Below are 23,314 nucleotides of genomic sequence, written 5' to 3'. Positions count from 1 at the left end.
GGTGACACCATGTTTAGAAAACATCTTTTGCTCACGGCGCTGTTCGTGCTCCCGTTCGCGGCATACGCACAATCTTCCGCGCAGGCAACGCCGGCAGCGCAACAGCCTACGCCGGCACAGCAGCGCCAGAACCAGCAAATGGAACAAGCGGCCTTGCAGGTTGCCCAGTTGGTCGATCAGGACAAGGTCGGCCAGATATGGGATGGCGCTTCCAACGTCACCAAGCAGATCGTCAGTCGTGACACTTTTGTGCAGGGCGTGGATACGGATCGCAAAACGGTCGGCGCACCTCAAGCACGTAGCCTGGCGTTGCTCACCTACAGCCAGTCCGATGGCAGGAAGTTGCCTCCGGGCCTGTTTGCCAATGTCGCTTTTGCCACGCGCTTTGCCAATGAAAAGCAGCCAGTGCGCGAGTTGATCTCATTCCATCTGGATAACGATCATGTATGGCGCGTCACTGGGTATAGCCTGCGATAATCCTCAGGCCAGAGCGAAAGCCAGAGGGAAAGCCCATGCTTGATCCGTCAGCGCTGCAATCCATGAACGTACTTTGGGCCACGCCGTGCTATGTCTCGGCGGTGTCCATGCACTATGTCACCAGCATGTTCCAGCTGACTCATGAAACCATGCGGCTCGGCCTCAGGTCTTCGCTGTATATGCGTGCGGAAAGCTTGGTGACGCGCGGAAGGAACGAGGCCGTAAAGTTTTTCCTGATGCATCCGGAATACACGCACTTGTTCTGGATCGACGCGGATCTGGAGTTTCAACCCGCCGCTGCCATCCGCCTGCTGCTCTCCGATTACGATGTGGCTGCCGGTATTTATCCCATCAAGCGCTTCAATTGGCCTGCGCAAGGTCTGCCGGCCGGCATCACACAGCAGGCCTTCGAGACGCTCTACACGGATTACCCCTTCAATGCGGTGGGTCACGGTGCCGAGCCACTGCAAAAGTTCATGACGAACGACGGCTTCGTGGAAGTGTCAGAAGCGCCGACCGGTTTCATGGCCATCAAGCGCCATGTCTTCAACCAGATGATGCAGCGCTATCCCGAGCTGAATTACGTTCCGGACGGCCCACCGAACAATCCCGAGCAACCTTACTACTGGTTGTTTTTCGATTGCATGACCGATCCCGATACGCGCCGTTATCTCTCCGAAGACTATGCCTTCTGCCGCCGCTGGCGGGATATCGGCGGCAAAGTGCACGCCGATATGTATTCCAACCTGGGGCATCTGGGACAGCATCTGTTTCATGGCGACCTGGCCGAAAGCATTCGCTTGCGGAATGGGCCACTCATATCGAAGAGTGAAGTTGCCTAGGGTGACGATGTGTGGCGGTAGGGCGTCTCGGGTGACTGAGCGTCGGCGATCGTCGTTGCTCTGATCGTCGAGTCGATCATGCCCCACAGCGCGGAAGCCGCAGGGGAATGCTGCCCCGCTTGTGAGCGAACCAATCCGAATTCCCGATGGATAGCGGGCACCACAGGCAGTGCACGCAAGTTGCGCATGTCTTCAGGCAGAGTCGACGCCAGCACCAGGGCAACGCCCATGCCTTCTCGAACCAAGGCGTGGGCGGTGGACGGATCCCTGACCGTGAACCGGACATCGGTTAACGCATGCCCAGCGTTCTCCATCAGGCTTTGGGCGTCTATCGTGCAGCCACTCGTTGCCAGAATGAACGGCTGCGTGGCAAGTTCGGACAACGTGACGCCTTGCGCCATAGCGCGTCGTCCCCATGGATGCGAACCCGGGACCAAGGCCATCCACGCGTCGCGTCCAATGATAAGTGCATGACGCTCTGCCGCTGGGTTGAGCACCACGCCCACGTCGATGGCATCGCGTGCCAACCAGTCTTCGATTTCTATATCCGTCGCTTTCAGCGCAATGATCTCGATGCCGGGATGGCGTTGCTGAAAGTTGCGTAACAGCGGCGGCAACAGCGTCGAGATCAGCGAAGGGAAGCTGCCCAGGCGGATGCGGCCTTGATTCAAGCCTTGGCTGTCATCGGCCAAATTACGAATGGCCGTCAGATGCGACAGCATGGCGCGCGCATGTTCGACCACCTGCTCGCCAAGCGCCGTCACCGTGACCTCTCGGCGAGAGCGCGAGAAGATCTGAATTCCGAGCGCTGATTCCAGCTGCGTAACTGCCTGGCTTGCGCCCGACTGCGTGATGCCCACGCGTTCGGCGGCCCGCGAAATGTTGCCGGTATCGGCAATCGCCACCAGCAAACGCCAATGTGCCAGATTCATCATGTCAGTAGCTTATCTAATGATGGCTAATTGAATCATTAATTTTACAGCGAGTGCGGGAGTCACCACACTTTCTCCGTGCCCATTCACCGTTCTACGGAGACACCATGAAGCTCTACTACGCGCCCTACGCCTGCTCGCTCTCTCCCCATATCGTGCTGCGCGAATTGGGCCTGCCGTTCGAGCTGGTCAAGGTGAACAACCAGACCAAGGAGACCGCCGACGGCCGTGACTTCCTCACGATCAATCCCAAGGGTTATGTCGCTGCACTGGAACTGGACGATGGCCAAGTCCTGACCGAAGGCCCGGTCATCGTTCAATACCTGGCCGATCTGCAGCCGGAAAAAGAGCTTGCGCCGCCCGTCGGCACCTGGGGGAGGACGCGATTGCAGGAGTGGTTGAATTTCCTGACCAGCGAAATCCATGCGGGAGCGGCGCCGCTGTTCAGGAGTGCGGTCATACCAAAAGAAGCTATCGACTATTTCCGCGAACGGCTGTTCAAGCGTTTTGATTACCTGGAAGGTGTTCTCGCCGAACAGCCGTATCTGCTCGGAAATGCATTCAGTGTGGCGGACGCTTACCTGTTCACCTTGCTTGGATGGAGCACGTTTTTGTCGTTCGATCTGGACCGGTGGTCGGCGCTGCCGGCGCATGTGAAGCGTGTCGGGGAACGGCCTTCCGTGCAGGTGGCATTGCAGGCTGAAGCCGAGGCTTAAGACCAAAGTCGGTTCACAGCGCTTCACTCTGGCGCGTGTTGCGCCTGTGCTGGCAGCGTTCCTGGCCATCCTGCGAGCACGGCAGGATGGTTTGCGAAAGCAATCCTGTCCCGCGTATCGTTGAAATATCTCGCGCGACCTTCATCCTCGTTGCAGGAGCTGCTGGCACACCTTGTTGGTGTGCTGCGCTCGTTGCAGTTACGCTCGCGACCATCGCCTGGTTGCAGGCGCGTGGCTTGTTCATGACGGGATGAGCAGGAGGGCTGGAACGTGGAGCGATGCAAGTGTGTGGACCCGCGGGCAGGATCGCTTCGGGTTTCAAGTCTTGGGCAGGGGCTGCCGCTAAAGAGTAAGGCAATGGTTTCCATGGGCCTTAACGCCTTTTCCCCATGATGTCCGCGGTATCGGTAGCGCTTGCCACGACTTGGCTCTTAGGGCTGCTGATGCTGCCTTTGCTTGGCTCATTGCTTCGCTCTGGCGTGCCGGGTGTGCGGGAATGGCTGGCCGCCGATGTCGCACTTATGGTTGCGATACCGATGTTGCTATTACGCGACCGCATTCCCGACTTCCTTTCGATCGTGATCGCCAATCTGCTGATAGCGTTGGCCGGCGTGACGCTATACGCCGGCTTCGCACGTTTTCTGCATCGTCCTGCGCGCTGGCCCTTGCTGTTGACCTGCGTGGTGATGACGGCACCGGCGCTGGTGTACTGGCGATATGTCGCGGACAGCATTCCCATGCGCGTGGTGGTGTCGACCGGCTTCACTGCGACGGTATGTGCGGCCGTTGCCGTCACCGTAGCGCGCTATCAGGGCTCGCGCCGAGCGCGCTATCTCCATGCCGCCACAGTAGGTGTCGCGGTGATATTTGCGGCTTGCCAAGTAGCCAGAGGTATCTACTTCATCACATTGGATCGTGTGGCGAATGCGCTGACATTCGATACGACCGTGAACGTTGTGTTGCTATGCGTGGGCGCTGCCATCATGCCGGTGATGCTGATGTGCGGCATGATGATGGTCCATGATGCGCTTCTTTCCGACGCGCGCGATGCCGTGAACAGGGATTTTCTCACCGGAGCACTTTCACGCGAAGGGTTCGCATCGGCAGCGCGGTCGCTTTGGGAGGAGGCTGATCGGACACGTTCCCCGTTGGCATGCTTGATCGTCGACCTGGATCACTTCAAATCCATCAACGACACCTTCGGACATACCGGCGGTGACAAAGTGTTATGCGAGTTTGTCGGATTGATGCGCTCTACGATTCGCGCAGGCGATGCTCTGGGTCGCATCGGTGGCGAGGAGTTTGCGATCTTGATGCCGGGCATTGCGCTTGATCACGCGCAATCCTTGGCCGAGCGGCTGCGCACCGCCGCCGCGCAGCATGCCGTCGTCACCAACAACGGAACATGCAACTACAGCCTCAGCGGCGGCTTGGCGAGCAGGTTGCCCGGCGAGACATTGGATCAACTGACGATGCGAGCCGACCGGGCGCTGTATCAGGCAAAGGTCTCGGGGCGAAATACCTTGTGCGTGGATACTCCGCAGTCTCCCTCATAAAGAATGCGGAGTGTCTGCACCTTTCCAGCCGGTCAGTCGTCTTTGCCGAACAGTCCGCCAAGCACCGAACCGATCACGCCGCCAGCAATGGCGCCACCAATGCCGGCGCTCGAATCGCCTCCACCCAGGACGGACGAGCCTCCATTCTCACGAGCAAGGTAGGGCTCCAGAGCATGCGCCAGATTCGGCATGGTGAGGGTCTGCAGCCATACCTGGCCCGGGCCGGTGAGATTGGCAATGAACAGGCCATCCCCGCCGAAGAGTTTGTTCTTCAGGCCGGGAATCATGGTGATATCGAAATTCACCGAGCCTTCGAACATGCCGATGTGCCCAGGATGCACCTGGAGCGTTTCGCCCGGAGCCAGGGTGTAATTGACAATCTCGCCACCAAGTTCGACCCAGGCGCGGGCGTTGCCGGCCAGCTTTTGCAGCACGAAACCGTCGCCACCAAAGATGCCTGCACCGAGCGAACGCTGAAAACCGATCGTCAGCTCCACACCTTCCGTACCGCACAGAAAACCGTGCCGATGGATGAAGTAGGTCTGGCCGGCGTTAACTTGCACTTCAACGATCGACCCAGGCACCTTTGCCGCGAATGCGACCATGCCTGGCGCGCCGGAAGTCTCGTATTCGTTCATGAACAGTCCGCCGCCCGACAAGGCGCGTCCGACCACACCGAAGAGACCTTTCGCACCCGCCGTCCGTGCCGACGTCTGAAGCACGATGTTACGTGTCATCCAGGAAAACCGGCCCGGTTCTGAAATAATTCTGTCGCCTTGTTCCAAGCCCACTTCCAGGACTGGCAAGGTTGTTCCTACCGTACGAGTCTTCATTGCTTCGCTCCCCCACGAACTTAGGTGTATGGGCCGGGTACGTTCACATGCCTTGTGCGTCACACCATGCGTACCGCCGTCCGACAACAGGCAGAGTATGCATGGCTCGTGTATGTTGAATCCACACATGTAAGAAAAGCATTTCGACCCCTTTCTTAACCTGACGATGAGCTTTCTTCTGGAGTGGGCGTGGACCGCTCTGAACACCGATTCCAGTCGAGGCAGAACATGCCGCGGGCTGTGATCAAGATGACCACGTTGCTGCCGGACAGATTTGTCGGCAAGCTGGTTAGGTTCTCAGGTATCGCCACGTTTTTTGCTTGATAAGGTACTTTTTCCACGAAAAACGCCAGCCATGCCCGTCGTCATTCCCGCTTTCACGGGAATGACGGTTCGAAAAGCGTGGGGATACGATTGGGTTGAGTTCGTTTTCAACGCCAAAGCAGGCACCGAGGCTTATATTCACCTAGAGTGACGCAAAGAAATCCTATCTATGAATGTAACCACCTTGCGAAAACATACCGAACACGTGCCCGAGCTGGCGAAGATTTATTTCGAGACGTGGGGTTACATAAATCCAGAAGAAACGCTGGCTGAAATTACGGCACGCCTGGTCGAGGTTTATACGTCCTCAACGGACGTCATGCCCGAAACGCTCATTGCAGTCGAATCAGGCTCCCTGCTTGGTGCCGCGACGCTGCAGGAAAAGACCCGCCTTTTTCCGGAGATGGACCGGACACCATGGCTGGCCGGCGTTTACGTCAAGCCCGAGCATCGATCGCGTGGCATCGCCTCGCTGCTCATTCGAGGCATTGAAAGCGCCGCTTCGGTTGCAGGCTACAAAACACTCTACCTTTGCACGCATGAGCATGAGGCTTATTACGCAAGAATGGGCTACGAGACCATTGAGGCCGAAGATTTCCGTGGTGGTAAGACATTCATCATGGCCAAGTCTCTGAAGTAGATAAGATTCGCTTTCGACCCGAAGCGGACCTGGTAGTGATAGAGGAAGGAAGCATCGTCATGTCTGGAGTGGGTGGTACGTCACCAAAAACGAGAACGGAAAAGGTTGTCTGGTGGGCTGCCTTCGCGATTTTTTCCCTGTTCGTCCTTTACGTACTCGCAAAGAATTTCTTGTTCTAAGGCTCGTAGACTTCTTCTCATATCGCCAGGGCTAGCGTTCGCTTCCGACCCGAAGCGGACCTTACGGAGTTAAAAATGAGCGCGTTTCAGATCAATACGCCCGGTTGCCAAAAATTCCAGACCGCGATCATCCCGCAAATAGCAGGATTTCTTACTAAGTATTCGATGTCCCAGCTTGAGAAAGTGCGTTATTACGGTCCAGATCCCAAGGGTGGGTATCTGTATCTGATGTTCTTTCAGAGTCCAAGCTGTTTGATGCAGCTGCGAACGGTAGATGGTGCAGCAGAGATCCTCGTCGGTCCAATGAACGCGCCGCGGGAGTGGACCGACGAGGGCTGGTATTGGCCAAATTCGGTATATCAGATGAGCGACTACAGCGGTCCAGGCACCGGTGAACTTAAATTGCTGCGAGACCAGATAACCGATTTAATGTGGTTGTAATGGATGCATGTAGAAACGAATCAATTTTGCGATGAGTCATCCAAATTCAGGCCCATATCCCCAAAGCTCACTCAATGGTTTGCGCGTGGGGCCGCATACAAAGATGTCAGAGTGATACAGGCTTTCTTCATTGGCTACGCCCCACGCGTTGCCTAGGTGGCCGGCGAGGCGGCAATCGGTGAAAAGTTCATCGGCGCGATCGCGCGAACTTCCCAGCACGATAAAGGTGCTTGGCGGCGTGGACGGATAGCCACGTAGCCACCCGGAATTGACGGCAGTGATCGGCGTAGGCAAGTGATACTTCTGCCCGAGTATGGCGATGGCTCCGTACTCGCCATAGTTTCCCACTGCGATGCCCAGGTTGGCTCGCTGTTCGGCGGGTAGCGCATCACGAATGGCAGCTACTTGCGCGACGAGTTCATTCCAGCCGATTTGTTCACGCAGGTCGCTATTCTTCCGAAACGCGAAGTCTCGCAATGGACCGCTTGGTGCGAGCGGCACGATGCAAAGCGTCGCATAGATGCCGATAGCGAAAACACCCGTAAATAGCAGCGTGGCAATCCCAACACGCCACGCGGGGCGCTTGGTATGCAACCATCGCTCTCCAACGACCGATCCCATTGCCAGCAGCATGGGATACACAGGACTGGTGTAATAAAAACGCCCCTGCGCAAACAGGAACAGCAGCACCGGCACTGCATACATCCACGCTAGCATGCGATAGCGGCGATTGCGGAAGTATGCGAACAGACCTGCGAGCCAGACAGGCGCGGCAAACAGGTTGGCATTTATGAAGAACTGGTTGCGCACGAAACCATCCGCACGTCCCTCATTGACGTCGCGCGCGTGAATACCTTGCAGGAAATGGTAGGAAATGAAGTCATGTCTGATAAGCCATGCGAGGTTCGGCGCAAACACGAGTAGCGCGACGACCCCGCCGGCCCAGAACCAGCCACTCGTGACATAACGCCGTGCATCGGTAAGCAGCACCCCCACCAGCACACCTGCAAGCTCGAAGGCGATCGAATACTTGGTCTGCAGGCCAAGCCCTGCAAACAGGCCAATCGCCACCCACCAGCGTGGATCGTCGTCGCGCAGTAAACGAATCGTGCTCCAGGCGATAAGCACCCACCACAACATGTCGAAGGAGGTGTATTGAAATTCGGTTGCATCGAACATCGGCGCGGGCGACAGCGCTACCGCGGTCGCCGTAAAGATTTGCGCCAGCCGGCTACCGCCGAGGTCGCGAGCCATAAGGCCGCTGACCGCAATCACCAGAACCTGGGCCAGCACGGAAAACAGCCGCAGCCCCACGAGCGACAGGCCAAACATCTTCAGGCCTAAATGTTCCAGTGCAGCAGTCAGCGGCGGATAGGGTACAAAGCCCCAATCCATGTGCTGTGCATCACTCAGGAATTGCAGTTCATCCCGGTGAAACCCGTATTGCCCGTTGGTCAACATGTGGGCTATGCCGAAGAGCACAGCAATGACGAGCACCGGTATGGCGCTCGACTGCGAGCGAGCGGCGGCCATGGGCGCTTTGAGCAGATCGCGGCTGTGCACGATAGAGTTCCCCAGGATGGTTGAGCCCGGATATTCCCTTGCCAGCGGTCACTGGACTAAGCGAATTGGGTTGGATTGACCTGGCTCGGGGACGAAAGGCGGGCTGATGGGGACTAGCGGTGGCTTCTCCACGGTCGTCTCGGACGATATGTCGGATTCGACAACGGACACGCGCAGCCCCCGGGCTTCACCAGGGCGGCCGGATCAGAATAAGTCTGCTTCCGACGAGGATCGGAAAGAGGCGTGGCACAGCCACTTCCAGATCAAGCGAAGGCCTTGGCCAGAGATCTCACCGACGATGTCGATTTTCGAAATCCCGGTTCGTCGTTCCCGGGTGGGGTCAATAAGGCCGAATCAAAGAAGGGGTACGAAAAATGATCACCGTCTTTGGTGAAGGACGGGGCTTCCGGGTCGTCTGGTTGCTGGAGGAGATGGGACTCGCGTACCGGCTGAGGCAGGTGGACCTTCTGGCCGGCGTCGAGAAAGACCCCGAATTCCTGGCCATCAACCCTGCGGGCTTCATTCCGGCGATTCGGGATGGCGACGTCACGATGGTCGAGTCCATTGCGATCATGGAGTATCTGATGGCTCGCTACGGGCCGACGCCGCTCGCGCCCGTCCCGCGCGATCCTTCCTTCCCCGCTTACCAACAGTTCCTTCACCTCGGTGAGGCTGGCCTCGCGGCCTCCATCTACTTCGTCGTTGGCGCCCGCAATTTTGCGCCGGAATCCCAGCGGAGCAACTGGAGCGCTGACCAGGCGCTGAGCGTTTTCGAGAGCCGACTGACATTGGTAACGCGGCAGCTTTCACGCACGCCCTATCTTGCCGGCGAGACGTTCACGGCGGCAGACATTTCGGTGAACTATGCCCTGGAGTTGGCCCAAACAGCCGCAGGCGTCACCCTCGGCAAGGTGGAGCAGTCTTATATGGCCCGCAATCGCGCGCGCGAAGGTTACCAGCGCGCCATGGAAACATGTCCGTCCAGGAAGGCATGGCTCGCCAAGGCACTCATTCAATGACCATGTTCGGCGCACCGCCGACCGCGAAGCGAAAGCCAGCCTGAAGCCGCTCACGACCCAGGTTCTGCGCTAAGGACCGGCCTCTATGAACTTGCCGCAGCCGGTGCCAAGCTAAGGCTCTGCCGGAATCTGCGCCTGTCCGCTTTTCAACCCAACGCAGCCCTGGTGATGAAGTCCAATTAATTGACAGCAATTGGTATGCGAACTTTGATCGTTCCTTCCACCACGTAGCGAGACGCAAATGCAACACAAATGCTCAGTGCCTGGATTCGAATCATAACTTCGCGATCAAAGCATGTACTCAGGGGATTCCATGGAAAGTCACTACACAGCGGATAGTTGCGCCGAGTATCTGAGTAAGTTCTACATTTTGCCCCATACCTACAAATCGTCCCTCATCATGGGGGTTTTCGTCCCTATCCTTTTCTCGATTGCCTTTATCGTGCCAACCACATTGGCTGCCCTCCTTGAGCTTTTAGATTACAGGCACCATCCAAATGCCCACCAACATATAGGTCTAAGCATAGGAAGTTTGTGCGCCCTCGTTTTCTCTGGCTGCTTTGTCTTGTTGAGTCTTATGTGGCGAAAGACGGTCATTACTCGCCATTCGATCGACATTACCCTGACACTGTCGAAAACAAACATACCGGCGAACACTGTTCTGGGCTATGCAGTCGACTCGATCAGACAGTCCAAGGGGCCGTCAGGTACGCGGCTTTCCATTGTCCATCAGGCAGCTGGAAAGCAGCAGACAAAGACACCCTTCGCCTATGATCCGGACGACTTGAATGACCCGAAGTTACGCGGCCTATTCATGTCAATGAGCAACTATGGCGATGTCCCACTGACGGAGCTTCTGGATGACGCCAGTAATGATAAGTATCCGAGGCTGGAAAAAATCGTTCTTGCAGGCTTCGTTCTATTGACCTCATGGATCCTCTGGTTCTGCCTTCCACTCATTCATCATGCGGTTGAACAATTGGGCAGCATTGCAAACTCAACCACCTGACCATGTGGAAACCAGCACTGTATTTACGTTCCATGTTCTGACGAATAATCTTGAAATCAGCTCCAGATTCGGTGCCTGAGGGGCTACGTTCGGCAAGTTTTCGCAGATGTATAACTGGACGTGCACGACCATCTATCAGGTAATCAGGCATTCAAAGGACAGGCCGTGCAGATTGCGATAGTGCTGTATCCGGGGCTGACGTCACTCGATGCGATCGGGCCGTATGAGGTGCTGCGAAACATACCGGATTGTGAGCTGAGATTCGTCAGTCATAAGCCAGGCCCCATTGTGACGGACAGTGGCGTTCTGGTACTGGGCGCGACGCACTCCTTCGACGAAACGCCGTCGCCTGACATCATCCTTGTGCCGGGGTCGGAAGCGAATACAGCGACCGCCATGGCGGACGGGCGGTTGCTTCAGTGGTTGATGAAAGTCCACCAAACCAGTCGTTACACTTTGTCGGTGTGCTCCGGCGCATTGATCTTGGCCGCCGCCGGCATCCTCAAAGGACATCCCGCTACCACCCATTGGATTGCGCAAGACATGCTGTCGCAATTTGGTGCGAAGCCGCAGCGCGAAAAGCGCATCGTCCAATCCGGGAAAATCGTCACCGCAGCGGGGGTGTCGGCAGGAATCGATCTAGGCTTATTCGTCGTCAGTGAATTATGCGGACGCCAACGCGCGGAGATGATTCAGCTGCTGATTGAGTATGATCCGCAGCCCCCATTCCAGTCCGGTCATCCCTCCAAAGCCTCTAAGGAAGTCTTTGACGCGACGCGAGCCGAGATGCTGGCGCGTGCTAAAAATCCGCGCGACATGTTGTCTGTTCCTATCGTTCTGTGGCGTAACGCATTAGACAAAATCCGCAGAAGGCTCGGATTTCTTCGCAACAGTGCATGACAAGGCGCTCAAGCTGACGTGCCGGCTTCGCGATCGCATCGCTGAGCTTCGACTTTAGATCTCATTTTCGGATTCCCATGGACCTTTCAGCACGTCATCTCGCGTTTCATGCAAGCATCGCCTTATTGTTTGGCCTGCTTTACGGTGCTCCCTACGGGCGCGCCATCAATCGCAATGCACCCGCTCACATCATTCACTCCTGGCGCGTTGCTCACGCAAGCCTTCCTATTGGCGCAATACTCATGTTCGCAGCGGCGGCATTGCTGTCTTCCTTTGCGGTGGCGGCTCAAGTCAAGTGGTTCATTACCATCACGCTCATCGTTTCCGTATATGCGTTTTGCCTTTCCCTGCCACTTGCCGCCATCACTGGCTATCGTGGTCTTTCCTCCAGTGGCCCGTTTGCCGCAAAGCTCATTTTTGCTGGCAACACGATCGGTTCTATCGCTTCACTCGCGGCTTCGGTTGCACTCGTCTATGCGGGTTACGTCTCACTATGATTCCAATACAGATGCGGACTGATTGTTCGTCCAAGCGGAGGCGTATCGTGCATCGTTTGGAATATGCATTGAATGTTTATTTTCGACTCAAACCAGATACAGCGAAATCAATCCAATTCTGTAGGTGGTGTGGATACGGAACGATCGAATGACCAGTGACGAATGCACCAAGGTAGTGCACGGAAGAACGCCGGAATCGGCGAAGATGGTGGACGATGTCAAGCGAGCGGGAAGGATCACTGCCGCGCTTAATCGTTTGACGTTCAATGATGCCGATGAAGTGCGGACGATGTTCAGTGAACTCATCGGTCAGCCAGTCGACAAGAGCTTTATGTTGATTCCGCCGTTCTACACTGCCGGCGGAAGGGAGATTCGCGTAGGGCGGAATGTCTTCATAAATCAGAACTGCACCTTCTATGACCTTGGGGGTCTCCACATCGGGGACGATATGATGATCGGGCCGAATGTGAGCATCATCACGTCGGGTCATCCCCTGGATCCTTCGCAACGCCGATCCGTCACCATGGGAAAACGCATTGTGATAGAGCGAAACGTCTGGATCGCAGCCGGCGCAACGATTGTCGGCGGAGTGACAGTGGGCGAGAACTCGGTTGTCGCTGCGGGCTCCGTAGTCACCAAGGACGTTCCACCGAATAGCCTCGTCGGAGGAAATCCGGCGCGGTTCATCCGGTCGGTCAATGGCTGATCACCTGGGCAGAACAAAGCGGATCAGCTGCGCCCACAGGAATGCGAGCAGTTGCTCGTATCAGCGGATCGACGATCTCGCTTGACCCTATTTAAGAGGCTGATTTCATCGGCTAATCCATAGTAAATACGAAAAGCACACTCCTTTTTAATGCGAGTATTCGATGTGGGTGAGCACTCGTATGATATCTGCCAGACGAGCCGTGACGTGAGCACTTAAAAGGAGTGGCCACATGACAATCGCCGCCCTTGAAACAAGGGATCGTTACTGGGAGAGGGAAGTATTCCCGCATACAGATCTTTGTGAGCTCACCCAAAATCTTTGGGTGGTACAGGGTGAGTTTCCGGCGGCAAAGTTGCCACGAAATATGGTGGTCTATCGCTATGCGAAACGTTCGCTCTTGCTTCATTCCGTGGTTGCGCTCAATGAGCAGGCGATGAGTAAGCTGGAGGCTCTCGGCGAGCCATCGGTAATGGTCATTCCTCATTGGGATCACTGGGCGCACGTCGCTGCATATAAAAGACGCTACCCAAAGATGGATGTTGTATGTCCACAGGCGTCAATTGCTGGCATCAGCAAGCACGTGCACGTGGATTACAGCAGTGAGGAATACTTCCCCAGACATGGTGTCAAGTACTACGTGCCGCCCGGCATCAACCCCGTCGAAGGAGTACTCGAGGTCTCTGTTGATGAGAACAAGGTGGCGGTGATCATGAACGACCTGATCACCAATGTTCCACACCAACCCGGCCTTTATGGCCTGTTGCTCCGCTTGACGCGATCCACTGGAAGACCACGAGTCATTTTCTTCGTCAGAAGATCATTGCGCGTACGCAGGACTCTAGTGAAGAAATATATCGAGTCGCTGGTTGGACGCGAAGAAATCACCGTCGTCACAACATCTCATGGCGACTGCCTCGTGAAAAATATCGCCCAGACGCTGGCCACTGTCGCGCAGGATTTGTGAGCGATTGAACCAGACGCCTTCCCCCAAAGCGGCCGCGCTTGGTGGCACCGTCGCCTCATGGGCATGAGTGGTGGAAGACGAGCCTGACCGTGGATTTTTTGTGAAGGCGAAGCGAGCCTCCGGACGCAATCGCATTTCCACTATCCGGGTGTAACCGATCGCGCAACATGCGCGAAGGAACAAGAGGCTGTGCGCACGGTCGTCGGGAGCAAACCAGAGTGGCAACGGGCGTTGCTGCTTATCTACGCTTACATCGAGGAACAACCATGAAAAAGGCAATCTACGGATCAGCGCTGCTGGCGCTGATGGTGGCAGGTGCTGCCTCCGCACAGGGCAGTTCAGGTTGGAACGACGGGGACCTCATCATTACCGCGTCCAATACCGCCAGCAACGCGCTGCTGGTCTATAACACCAGCGGTGGCCTGGTCGAGCAGGTTCCGACCGGCGGGGCCGGTGGCGTCAGCGGCAATGCCGGCGGTATCGCGCAGAATCACGATCTTCTTGCCGTGGTCAATTTCGGCTCGGGGAATGTCTCCGTCTTCAACAAGTTTTCAGATCGTGGCGTTCTTCAACTGGAAAAAGTGGTGCCAGCCATCACCAATCCGGTCAGTGTCGCCTTCGGTCGCGGCCACCTTTACATTCTCACCGCCACCCATATCGAATCGCATCGGATCGATCGTTTTGGTGTGAGTTCCACTGCTGATGGCGAAGCGCAGCTGGTTATCGCCGACGGTTCCGCCGCACAGGTCGGAGTGCTGGACGGTCAGCTCGTCATCACCGAAAAGAGCAATGCTATCGAAACGGTCAACCTCACCGATCGGGGTGCCGTCACCGGCTCGACCAAGCTCGTGGCTAATATCCCCGCCAACGTCAATGCGCCGTTCGGCCTGGCCACGCGCGGCAACGATGCTTACGTGACGATTGCCCATGCCAACGAGATCAGCCTGGTGCGCAACGATGCCGTGCTGACCGTGACGGGATCGGGCACACAAATGGCTCCCTGCTGGGTCACGCTGGATGGTCCGTTCCTGTTCTCCGCCAATTCGCCGAGTCATTCCGTATCGCGCTATGCAGTCTATGGTCAGAAGATCATTCAGGATGCGGCCGTCATAGCGACCTTCAACGGCGACCCCACCGATATCACCTATCGCGACAATCTTGCCGCGGTTGTGGACGCCAACGGGTCGGTCTCGCATGTCTCGATCTTCGATGTGGATGGCGACGGCGATTTCAATCTGAAGAGCAGTGTGACCATCAACAATATAGCGACTAACGGCATCGCGATCCTGCGCGCGGATGAAGGCTTCAACTACTGAGTCCTGCGTGCACTTCCGGCGGGAAGGCATGTTGTGCCTTCCCGTCGTGGACTTCAGCACACGCCACATTCCCGCACAACGGACACTCAAAGAGTGCAGGACAATGTCGTCGTGTCAACAGATTAAGCGATTTATCTTTGTGACTGAAATGTATTGTCAGGCAGAACGGTGCCTGAAGCCTTGGTTGTGCTAACTGCATATCGGCTTGCGGGCATGGGAGTGGAGGAGTAGATATGCGTCACTTCGAAGTGATTAGTGACATCGATCTTTCCATGCAAGCAGAGAAAGTTTTGGCGACGATGAATCGCTGAAGCGAAAGCTTCTCGAGGCGTCGCATCGGCAAAGCCAACGGAATCGTTGAGGTCTCCGGCTTGCATTGCACGCACTGAGGAGTGAATGTCCATGTGTGGAATCATCGCCGCCGCCGCTCAACGAGATGCGGCGCCGTTGTTGATCGCCGGTCTCAAGGCACTCGAATATCGTGGCTATGATTCAGCGGGCCTCGCTGTGCTCGAAGAGCGGCAGCTCCGTCGTGTGCGCGCCAAAGGAAAGGTTCGTGAGATGGAAGCTATCTATCTCGCCGATCCGTTCCCGGGAAGTACCGGCATCGCACATACCCGATGGGCTACGCATGGTGTGCCCAACGAAGAAAACGCGCACCCTCACATGGTCGGGCGAGTAGCACTTGTCCATAACGGCATCATAGAAAATCACGCATCGTTGCGTGAGAAGCTGCAGGCGAAAGGCTACCTCTTTACTTCCGAAACCGACACGGAAGTGATGACTGCACTCATCGATGCGCATATCTCCAAAGGCATGCGCTTGCGCGATGCCGTGCTTGCTGCCGTGCAGGAGCTGGAGGGTGCGTACGCCATCGCCGTTATCAGCAGCGACGAGCCCGGGCGCGTGGTGGGCGCGCGCCGCGGTGCGCCACTGCTTATCGGCGTGGGTATCGGCGAGAACTTCCTTGGCTCGGATGCACAGGCGCTGGTCCAGATTACCAACAAGATCATTTACCTCGACGACGGTGATGTTGTCGAGATCAGTCGCGGAAACATGCAGATCTATACCATCGCTGGAGAGCGGGTTGAACGCGCTGTGCATGAAAGTGAGCTGTCAGTGGACGCCGTGGAGCGTGGCGAATACCGCCATTACATGCAAAAGGAAATATTCGAGCAGCCACGCGCCGTCGCCAATACACTGGAGACACGCATCGGTGCAAACGGCGTGCTGCCCAACATATTCGGCGTCAATGGCGAAGAGCTGCTGGAAAAAGTAAAGGGATTGCACATCATTGCCTGTGGCACTAGCTATCACGCCGGCATGGTCGCGAAATACTGGATCGAAGAACACGCGAGATTGCCAGTCAGCGTTGAAGTTGCCAGCGAATACCGGTATCGGGAAGCGGTGGTGCCAGAAGGCACATTGCTTGTCGCTATCTCGCAATCTGGCGAAACAGCGGACACTCTTGCCGCCATGCGGGAATCGCATCGCCGAGGCTATCTTGGCACGCTGGCCATCTGCAACGTACCCGAATCATCCGTGGTACGCGAAGCGGATCTTAAACTGATGACGCGGGCGGGTCCTGAAATAGGGGTCGCGTCTACCAAGGCTTTTACAACACAGCTCGCCGTGTTGGCCTTGTTGACATTGCACCTGGCAAAGCAACAAGGTTTGGACGCTACGCGTTACAATGATCTGTGCGTTCAGCTCCAGCGACTACCGCGCGCCATCGATGAAGCATTACAGATTGAGCCGCAAATCATCAAGCTGGCCGAACGCTTTGTCCATCGCCATCATGCATTGTTTCTCGGTCGTGGTATGCATCATCCGGTGGCACTCGAAGGTTCGCTCAAGCTCAAAGAAATTTCCTATATCCATGCTGAAGCTTACCCTGCTGGTGAACTCAAGCATGGACCACTTGCGCTCGTCGATGAAGACATGCCAGTCGTTGCGGTTGCCCCGAATGGTCCGTTACTAGACAAGCTCAAGTCAAATCTTCAGGAAGTGCGCGCGCGGGGAGGCGAACTGATCGTCTTTGCTGATACGGCGGCACACATCGATGAAAGCACTACACGCAGCTTAATTCTTCGCATTGACGCCGCCGGTGAATTTATCGCGCCGGCCGTGTTCACGGTGCCATTGCAGTTGCTGGCTTATCACGTCGCCGTGCTACGCGGCACCGATGTCGATCAGCCACGCAATCTCGCCAAATCCGTTACCGTGGAATGATCGAGTGTTCGATCTGCGTTCTTCATGAGATCTTGATGAAGATAAATCCCTCGTAAATCGTAATTGCTTGCAGTTTACCGAAGGCCCATTCATCGAATCGACGCGTGAAACATGGTCTCGTAATTTACGCGACGCGTTCATAAAACTTTTTTTGTGTCTCATCAACGTCACGCGCATATGCGCGATGTTGCGGCACGGTGTCAACTCACTAATCGTTTCGCTACGGTTCACTGTCAGGCAATTCGATCATGCAATGATTGAAAAGGCTTCGACGCGTTACATCGGCAATGGATGCTGCTTCGGAATGATGTGCATGACATCTTTTCCGTGTGAGCCAAAGCACAATCCGTATTCAAGTCGAAGCGTACGGTTCAACGCTGCATGTGGCAGTAGTCCTTTAATTTTTGGAGGTCGCTTAACCGAGCATTGTTAGTAGCGCGATTCCGGAATCCATTGAGACATGTGATTTTCGGGTCGGACAGGGGGCTTTAATCACTGGTGCCGTTGGACGGCGCCGATTGGCCCTATGTCTGGGAGCGTGATAGCACCGTGTTTAAGCGGATACTGATCGTTTGCATGGGCAACATCTGCCGTAGCCCAGCGGCTGAATACCTTTTCCGAGAGAGGATGGGGTCGCGCGGTATCGAGTTGTGCAGCGCGGGGCTTGTCGCACTTGTCGGCAATCCCATGGACACCACCGTCCTGAAGCTTCTCAGCGAAAGTGGCGTCGATGGGACGTCCCATCGCGCGCTTCAACTTACCTCTTCGATGCTCCTTGAGGCTGATCTCGTACTTGGCATGGAAAAAAATCATGTCGAGACGATGGTTCAGCTTGCGCCCGAAGCCCGCGGCAAGGTCTATCTGCTCGACAAGTGGCTGGGTGAGCGCGACGTACCTGATCCCTACGGTCAATCACGATCTGCATTCGAACACGTTTACGAAATGATCACGGGCGGCGTTGATAGTTGGTCGGCCTATTTGTGACTCCTTCTTCCCTCTCGTGATGGATTGATCACTCGCATGTTCACTACTCAAATTCCGTTGCAGCGTGATGGTGAGATTGGACTGAGCGATGTGCTCGGCACGCTGAAAGACAACAAGTGGCGAATCATCATCATCACGTTGGTGTTTATCATCATCAGCGTGGTCTACACGGTGTTGGCGACGCCCATTTTTCAAGCCAGCGCCATGGTGCAAGTCGAGCAGAAGGTGCTCGACTTGCCGGGGTTGAGCTCACTCACCCAGACATTGAACGCTGAAAGTCCCGTAGCGGCGACGGAATCGGATTTGATCACGTCCCGACTGGTGGTCGGCGGAGCGGTGAGCAAGCTCAACCTCACCATTCAAGCCAGCCCGCACCGGTTTCCGGTAATTGGCAATTTCATCGCCCGTCATTTCACCGCCAAGAATCCCGGCAAGGTTGCCCCCGCCCTATTCGGTTTGGACGGATACGACTGGGGTGGTGCGAAGCTGGACATTTTTCAGTTGGATGTTCCCGACGGTCTGCTGGACAAACCGCTGCAATTGACCGCTGGTGAGGGTGGTGTCTACGTTCTTCAGGATAGCGACGACAATGTTCTGGTTATCGGTCGGGTAGGGCAATCCTCCACTGGCCATGGTGTGACCATGCAGGTCAAGACGCTGGCTGCCAATGCCGGTACGCGCTTCCGTGTCTTTCGCCACCGCGATCTGACGGTGATCAACAGCTTGCAGAAGCAGATCGACGTGAAGGAGCAAGGTAAGGACTCCGGCATTCTCAGAATGACCTATAACAATACCGATCCGACACTGGCCGCCAACGTACTCGAACAAGTGGGTGAGCTTTATGTACGGCAAAATGTTGATCGAAATTCCGCAGAAGCGACGAACAGCTTGAGGTTTGTGAGGGAGCAGCTGCCGAACGTGCGCATGGAACTCGAAAAAGCGACGGAAGCGCTCAATGCGTTCCAGAACAAAGCGCATTCCGTCGATGTCAATCTACAGACACAGAGTCTTCTGAATCAGAACGTTTCCGTCGAAACCAATCTCGAACAATTGCGTCTGCAGCAGGCGGATATGCAGCGTCAATTTACGCCGGAGCATCCAACGTACCGGGCGTTGATGAAGCAAATAGGTGAGTTGGAAGCGCAAAAGGAGGCAGTCGACAAGCAAATTGGTAGCTTGCCCGACACCCAGAAGACGCTATTGAAGCTGACCAGTGACGTGCAGGTCAGCAATCAAACCTATCAAAGCTTATTGAATCAGGCTCAGCAGCTGGATATCGCGCGGGCAGGCACTGTGGGCAATGTGCGCATCGTCGACGACGCAGCGGTCGATATCACCGATCCGACTTGGCCAAAAAAACTCATCGTGCTGCTCGGTGGCGCTATCTTCGGTGCGGTCTTCGCCGTCATGTATGTATTCCTGCGGCAGGTGCTCAACCGCGGCATCGAGGATCCTGCCGTCATTGAAAATCTTGGGTTGCCGGTATACGCCACCATTCCGCTCAGTCCGCGAGAGATTGCGCTCGAAGGCAAGCGAAGCCGTGGAAATATCAAGCAACATTTGCTTGTGACGGACACGCCAGCGGACCTCGCCGCCGAAGCTTTGCGAAGTTTGCGAACAAGTCTGCATTTCGCGCGGCTGGAAGCCAAAAACAATGTGCTGATGATTTCCGGTGCCAGCCCGAATACAGGAAAAACGTTCATCTCGGCCAATCTTGCTGCCGTTGTCGCACAGAGTGGGCAAAGAGTGTTGCTGATCGACGGTGACCTGCGCATGGGTACGCTGCACTCGGTGGTGGGTGGCAAGGCCGATGTCGGTCTTTCGGAGTTGATTTCCGGCCAGGCCGAGCTGACGGAGGCGATACGGCCGGTAACGCCACTGAACAATCTGTATTTCATCGGCCGCGGCAGAATCCCGCCCAATCCTTCCGAGCTGTTGATGAACGTTCGCTTCTCGATGCTGATCGATCACCTGAAGCCGATGTACGACCTCATCATCATTGATACACCGCCGATTCTGGCGGTGACCGATGCGGCAATCATTGGCAACCATTCCGGTACTGGCCTTCTGGTGGCGCGCTTTGGCGTCAATCAACCTCGCGAACTTAGCCTGGCCAAGCAACGGTTCGAGCAAAACGGCGTCGTGATCAAGGGTGTCATTTTCAATGCTGTAGAGAAGCGAAGTACGGGGTATTACTCGTACGCCTATTACGCTGTCAATACGGCGGCTTCATGAGAACGGTACGCAAATCAGAACAAATACAAGGCCATATTTTGACGATCGGCCGTATGCACGGACCGGCTCGTCACTTCGAGCAAATCTGGATTCGTCGGTCTGTTGTTCCGAGCAGAAGCGGGCAACAGATCGGTGAAGAGTGCGCGCGGCAGATGGTGCCTCGGTGCCATTTGCAACTCCAGTGATGTCCAGAATTAAGCGAGATCGGGAGCGGTTTGATGTCCACCATGAAAAACTTCGCGCTTATCGGTGCAGCCGGCTACATAGCACCACGGCATATGCAGGCCATCAAGGCGACCGGCAATCGGCTTGTGGCTGTTCTCGATCCCAATGATTCCGTTGGTATCATCGATAGCCATTTTCCCGATGCAGACTTCTTCACGGAATTCGAGCGCTTTGATAGGCATATCGACATGCGCCGTCGCGCAAAAAATGGTGGAAAGATCGATTACGTTTCGATTTGCTCTCCGAATTACCTGCACGATTCGCATGTACGCTTTGCTTTACGGTCAGGTGCTCACGCCATTTGCGAAAAGCCGTTGGTGCTGAATCCGTGGAATATCGATGGATTGCAGGAGATTGAGCGCGAGACGGGCAAGAAGGTCAGTTCCATCCTTCAGCTCCGGCTTCATCCCGCCATCATCGCCTTGCGTGACAAGGTCAAGAGTAATCACGGTCGCAGCAAGCATGAGGTGAATCTCGCCTATATCACTTCGCGCGGTCACTGGTATCTACAGAGCTGGAAGGGTGATCTGAAGAAATCCGGTGGCATAGCCACCAATATCGGTGTGCATTTCTTCGACATGTTGCATTTTATCTTTGGTGCGCTGCAGGCCAATGTGGTGCATTTGTGCAGTGACACAAAAGCGGCCGGCTATCTGGAATACGAGAGCGCTCGCGTGCGCTGGTTCCTTTCGGTGGACATCGAAGACGTGCCCGTCGCGCAACGCGAAAGCGGCCAACGCACGTTCCGGTCGATCACCGTGGATGATGATGAGATCGAGTTTTCCGGAGGATTCACCGATCTGCATAACCGCAGCTACGAAGAAATCCTTGCTGGTAGGGGCTTTAGCCTGGAAGAAAACCGTACTGCTATCGAGACGGTAGCGGCCATTCGCACGAGCAAGGTTGTACCCGCAGCCGACAACGGTCATCCCTTCCTGAGGAATAAGTGAAAAACATGGACTACTACAAGCACCCATCAGCCATCGTGGACGAGGGCGCGCAGATAGGCGATGGATCACGCATCTGGCACTTCGTGCATGTGTGCGGCGGCGCCCGCATCGGTAAGGATGTTTCGCTCGGGCAGAACGTGTATGTCGGTAACAAGGTGATTATCGGAGATCACTGCAAGATTCAGAACAATGTGTCGGTGTATGACAACGTAACGCTGAAAGAAGCTGTGTTCTGCGGGCCAAGCATGGTGTTCACCAACGTCTATGCCCCGCGCTCGCTGATTGATCGAAAAGATGAGTATCGCGATACGCTGGTCAACAGGGGCGCTACGCTCGGCGCCAACTGCACGATCGTCTGCGGCGTCACGATTGGTGAGTTCGCTTTCGTCGGCGCCGGCGCTGTCATCACTCAAGACGTGCCTGCGTACGCGCTAATGGTAGGTGTGCCGGCTCGGCAGATCGGCTGGATGAGTGAGTTTGGCGAGCGTTTGAATCTACCGTTGGAAGGTGACGCCGAAGAAGTCTGCCCGCATTCCGGTATCCGCTACGTGCTGAAAGGACGAGCACTGCACAAAGAGGAGTCGGGCGGATGATCGACTTCATCGACCTCAAAGCGCAGCAAGTTCGCATCAAGGAGCATATCGACGCCGGTATCGCCCGTGTATTGGCGCATGGTCAATACATTCTGGGTCCGGAGGTCTCCGAGTTGGAGGAGAAGCTTGCGGCGTACACGGGCGCGCCACACTGCATCTCGGTCGCCAATGGTACGGACGCCCTGCAGATCGCACTCATGTGTCTCGGTGTTGGTGCAGGCGACGAAGTAATCACCCCCAGTTTCAGCTTCATTGCCACGGCCGAATCGGTTGCGCTGTTGGGAGCCAAGCCGGTTTACGTGGACATCGATCCAAAAACCTACAATCTCGATCCCATTCTGCTGGGAGAAGCCATCACGCCGCGCACCAAGGTGATCATCGCGGTGTCGCTTTACGGCCAGTGTGCGGATTTTGACGCCATCAATGCGACGGCGGAAAAGCATGGCATTTCGGTCATCGAGGACGCAGCGCAGAGCTTCGGAGCGACCTACAAGGGGCGCAAGAGCGGCAATCTGAGCACCATTGCTTGCACCAGCTTTTTCCCCAGCAAGCCATTGGGCTGCTACGGCGACGGCGGAGCGATCTTCACTAGTGATGTCTCACTGGCTAAGACGGCGCGTTCGATTGCCAGGCATGGCCAGGATCGTCGGTACCACCACTCGCGCGTAGGTGTGAATAGCCGTCTTGATACGCTGCAGGCAGCCATCTTGTTGCCAAAGCTTGAAATCCTGGGCGAAGAATTGGCTATGCGTCACCAAGTGGCTAGCTACTACGATCGAACGCTCAGCGAGATCGACCATGTCATCCTGCCAAAGGTCGAGCTGCATAACACCAGTGCCTGGGCGCAATACACCGTGCGCGTGAACAACCGCGATGCGCTGCGCACCCGGCTGCAAGAGTTGGGTATCCCGACAGCGGTGCATTATCCATACCCCCTCCACAAGCAGCCAGCTCTTGCCGATGGAAGGGTGTGGCGTCTAGCGAGAAGTGATGAGGCGGCGGCCCAGGTAATGAGTTTGCCGATGTCCCCCTATCTCGACAAAGTCACGCAAAAATTTATCGGTGAGGCATTGGCTTCGAGCATCGTTTCCGAGCTGGCTTCGAATTGATTCCTATGAAGAAAAACTTTTCGAAAAAGTTTTCTTTGCGCTCTGGCAGAGATAGCCAGCGCCGGTTGT

Annotated in this window: 22 protein-coding genes; 19 read left to right on the top strand and 3 right to left on the bottom strand. The window is 55.9% G+C overall.

Features of this window, described 5'->3' with window-relative positions; translation table 11 throughout:
• Positions 1 to 9 precede the first annotated feature (9 nt).
• Together ISN74_RS19650 and ISN74_RS19645 are read left to right on the top strand one after the other, a co-directional pair.
• Positions 10 to 477 carry a DUF4019 domain-containing protein gene (locus ISN74_RS19650; protein ID WP_188795618.1) on the top strand — a complete coding sequence of 156 codons (468 nt, stop codon included), beginning with the start codon at positions 10 to 12 and terminating at the stop codon, positions 475 to 477.
• 35 nt (positions 478 to 512) lie between these two features.
• Positions 513 to 1,319 (top strand): hypothetical protein, encoded by an 807-nt coding sequence (locus ISN74_RS19645; protein WP_188795616.1) that lies wholly within the window; start codon positions 513 to 515, stop codon positions 1,317 to 1,319.
• On the opposite strand, the gene ISN74_RS19640 is transcribed toward ISN74_RS19645, so the two are convergent.
• Positions 1,316 to 2,254: a LysR family transcriptional regulator gene (locus ISN74_RS19640; protein ID WP_188795614.1), complete on the bottom strand. Its 939-nt coding sequence runs from the start codon at positions 2,252 to 2,254 to the stop codon at positions 1,316 to 1,318. The two genes, ISN74_RS19645 and ISN74_RS19640, sit on opposite strands and share 4 nt — an antisense overlap.
• 104 nt (positions 2,255 to 2,358) lie before the next feature.
• Between ISN74_RS19640 and gstA the strand changes: the two genes are divergently transcribed.
• Positions 2,359 to 2,967, top strand: a complete 609-nt coding sequence (gstA, locus tag ISN74_RS19635; RefSeq protein ID WP_188795612.1) for a glutathione transferase GstA — start codon at positions 2,359 to 2,361, stop codon at positions 2,965 to 2,967.
• Between the two features lie 389 nt (positions 2,968 to 3,356).
• Positions 3,357 to 4,523, top strand: coding sequence for a GGDEF domain-containing protein (locus ISN74_RS19630; protein WP_203546659.1), 1,167 nt, complete (start codon positions 3,357 to 3,359; stop codon positions 4,521 to 4,523).
• Between the two features lie 32 nt (positions 4,524 to 4,555).
• Here the strand turns inward: ISN74_RS19630 and ISN74_RS19625 are convergent, their stop codons facing one another.
• On the bottom strand, positions 4,556 to 5,356 hold the full coding sequence (locus ISN74_RS19625) for an AIM24 family protein (RefSeq protein ID WP_188795610.1): 801 nt from the start codon (positions 5,354 to 5,356) through the stop codon (positions 4,556 to 4,558).
• A gap of 493 nt (positions 5,357 to 5,849) precedes the next feature.
• On the opposite strand from ISN74_RS19625, the gene ISN74_RS19620 reads away from it, so the two are divergent.
• Together ISN74_RS19620 and ISN74_RS19615 are read left to right on the top strand one after the other, a co-directional pair.
• Positions 5,850 to 6,320: a GNAT family N-acetyltransferase gene (locus tag ISN74_RS19620; protein ID WP_188795607.1), complete on the top strand. Its 471-nt coding sequence runs from the start codon at positions 5,850 to 5,852 to the stop codon at positions 6,318 to 6,320.
• A 254-nt stretch (positions 6,321 to 6,574) separates the two neighbouring features.
• A complete protein-coding gene (locus ISN74_RS19615; protein ID WP_188795605.1) occupies positions 6,575 to 6,940 on the top strand; it encodes a hypothetical protein in 366 nt (121 codons plus the stop codon).
• Between the two features lie 36 nt (positions 6,941 to 6,976).
• Here the strand turns inward: ISN74_RS19615 and ISN74_RS19610 are convergent, their stop codons facing one another.
• Complete coding sequence (locus ISN74_RS19610) at positions 6,977 to 8,503, bottom strand: glycosyltransferase family 39 protein (protein WP_229678875.1); 1,527 nt, start codon at positions 8,501 to 8,503, stop codon at positions 6,977 to 6,979.
• A gap of 374 nt (positions 8,504 to 8,877) precedes the next feature.
• Between ISN74_RS19610 and ISN74_RS19605 the strand changes: the two genes are divergently transcribed.
• The 13 genes from ISN74_RS19605 to ISN74_RS19545 all read left to right on the top strand — a co-directional run bounded on the left by ISN74_RS19605 (position 8,878) and on the right by ISN74_RS19545 (position 23,245).
• Entirely contained in the window at positions 8,878 to 9,522 is a 645-nt protein-coding gene (locus tag ISN74_RS19605) for a glutathione S-transferase family protein (protein ID WP_188795604.1), read from the top strand.
• A 313-nt stretch (positions 9,523 to 9,835) separates the two neighbouring features.
• The gene (locus tag ISN74_RS19600; protein ID WP_188795602.1) at positions 9,836 to 10,531 is read left to right on the top strand and encodes a hypothetical protein; all 696 of its coding nucleotides are present in this window, start codon (positions 9,836 to 9,838) and stop codon (positions 10,529 to 10,531) included.
• Positions 10,532 to 10,696: 165 nt separating this feature from the next.
• Positions 10,697 to 11,431, top strand: coding sequence for a DJ-1/PfpI family protein (locus ISN74_RS19595; RefSeq protein ID WP_188795600.1), 735 nt, complete (start codon positions 10,697 to 10,699; stop codon positions 11,429 to 11,431).
• 77 nt (positions 11,432 to 11,508) lie between these two features.
• Positions 11,509 to 11,928 (top strand): styrene oxide isomerase, encoded by a 420-nt coding sequence (locus ISN74_RS21380; RefSeq protein WP_188795598.1) that lies wholly within the window; start codon positions 11,509 to 11,511, stop codon positions 11,926 to 11,928.
• 148 nt (positions 11,929 to 12,076) lie between these two features.
• Positions 12,077 to 12,634, top strand: a complete 558-nt coding sequence (locus ISN74_RS19585; RefSeq protein ID WP_188795596.1) for a sugar O-acetyltransferase — start codon at positions 12,077 to 12,079, stop codon at positions 12,632 to 12,634.
• A gap of 232 nt (positions 12,635 to 12,866) precedes the next feature.
• Positions 12,867 to 13,601, top strand: coding sequence for a hypothetical protein (locus ISN74_RS19580; RefSeq protein WP_188795594.1), 735 nt, complete (start codon positions 12,867 to 12,869; stop codon positions 13,599 to 13,601).
• 266 nt (positions 13,602 to 13,867) lie between these two features.
• Positions 13,868 to 14,917 (top strand): lactonase family protein, encoded by a 1,050-nt coding sequence (locus ISN74_RS19575; RefSeq protein WP_188795592.1) that lies wholly within the window; start codon positions 13,868 to 13,870, stop codon positions 14,915 to 14,917.
• Between the two features lie 402 nt (positions 14,918 to 15,319).
• Positions 15,320 to 17,149, top strand: a complete 1,830-nt coding sequence (gene glmS / locus ISN74_RS19570; RefSeq protein ID WP_188795590.1) for a glutamine--fructose-6-phosphate transaminase (isomerizing) — start codon at positions 15,320 to 15,322, stop codon at positions 17,147 to 17,149.
• Positions 17,150 to 17,647: 498 nt separating this feature from the next.
• Positions 17,648 to 18,133 (top strand): low molecular weight protein-tyrosine-phosphatase, encoded by a 486-nt coding sequence (locus ISN74_RS19565; protein WP_308420731.1) that lies wholly within the window; start codon positions 17,648 to 17,650, stop codon positions 18,131 to 18,133.
• 36 nt (positions 18,134 to 18,169) lie between these two features.
• On the top strand, positions 18,170 to 20,368 hold the full coding sequence (locus ISN74_RS19560; RefSeq protein ID WP_188795588.1) for a polysaccharide biosynthesis tyrosine autokinase: 2,199 nt from the start codon (positions 18,170 to 18,172) through the stop codon (positions 20,366 to 20,368).
• 218 nt (positions 20,369 to 20,586) lie between these two features.
• Complete coding sequence (locus ISN74_RS19555) at positions 20,587 to 21,543, top strand: Gfo/Idh/MocA family protein (protein ID WP_275411495.1); 957 nt, start codon at positions 20,587 to 20,589, stop codon at positions 21,541 to 21,543.
• Positions 21,544 to 21,548: 5 nt separating this feature from the next.
• Complete coding sequence (locus ISN74_RS19550) at positions 21,549 to 22,136, top strand: acyltransferase (protein ID WP_188795586.1); 588 nt, start codon at positions 21,549 to 21,551, stop codon at positions 22,134 to 22,136.
• Positions 22,133 to 23,245 (top strand): DegT/DnrJ/EryC1/StrS family aminotransferase, encoded by a 1,113-nt coding sequence (locus ISN74_RS19545; protein ID WP_188795584.1) that lies wholly within the window; start codon positions 22,133 to 22,135, stop codon positions 23,243 to 23,245. Before ISN74_RS19550 ends, ISN74_RS19545 begins: the two co-directional genes overlap by 4 nt.
• The last annotated feature ends 69 nt before the right edge of the window (positions 23,246 to 23,314 follow it).

Source organism: Dyella caseinilytica, assembly GCF_016865235.1.
In the GTDB taxonomy this organism is placed as follows: domain Bacteria; phylum Pseudomonadota; class Gammaproteobacteria; order Xanthomonadales; family Rhodanobacteraceae; genus Dyella_B; species Dyella_B caseinilytica.
Note: the sequence above shows the minus strand (reverse complement) of the source record. Positions and strands in the feature narration are given on the sequence as shown.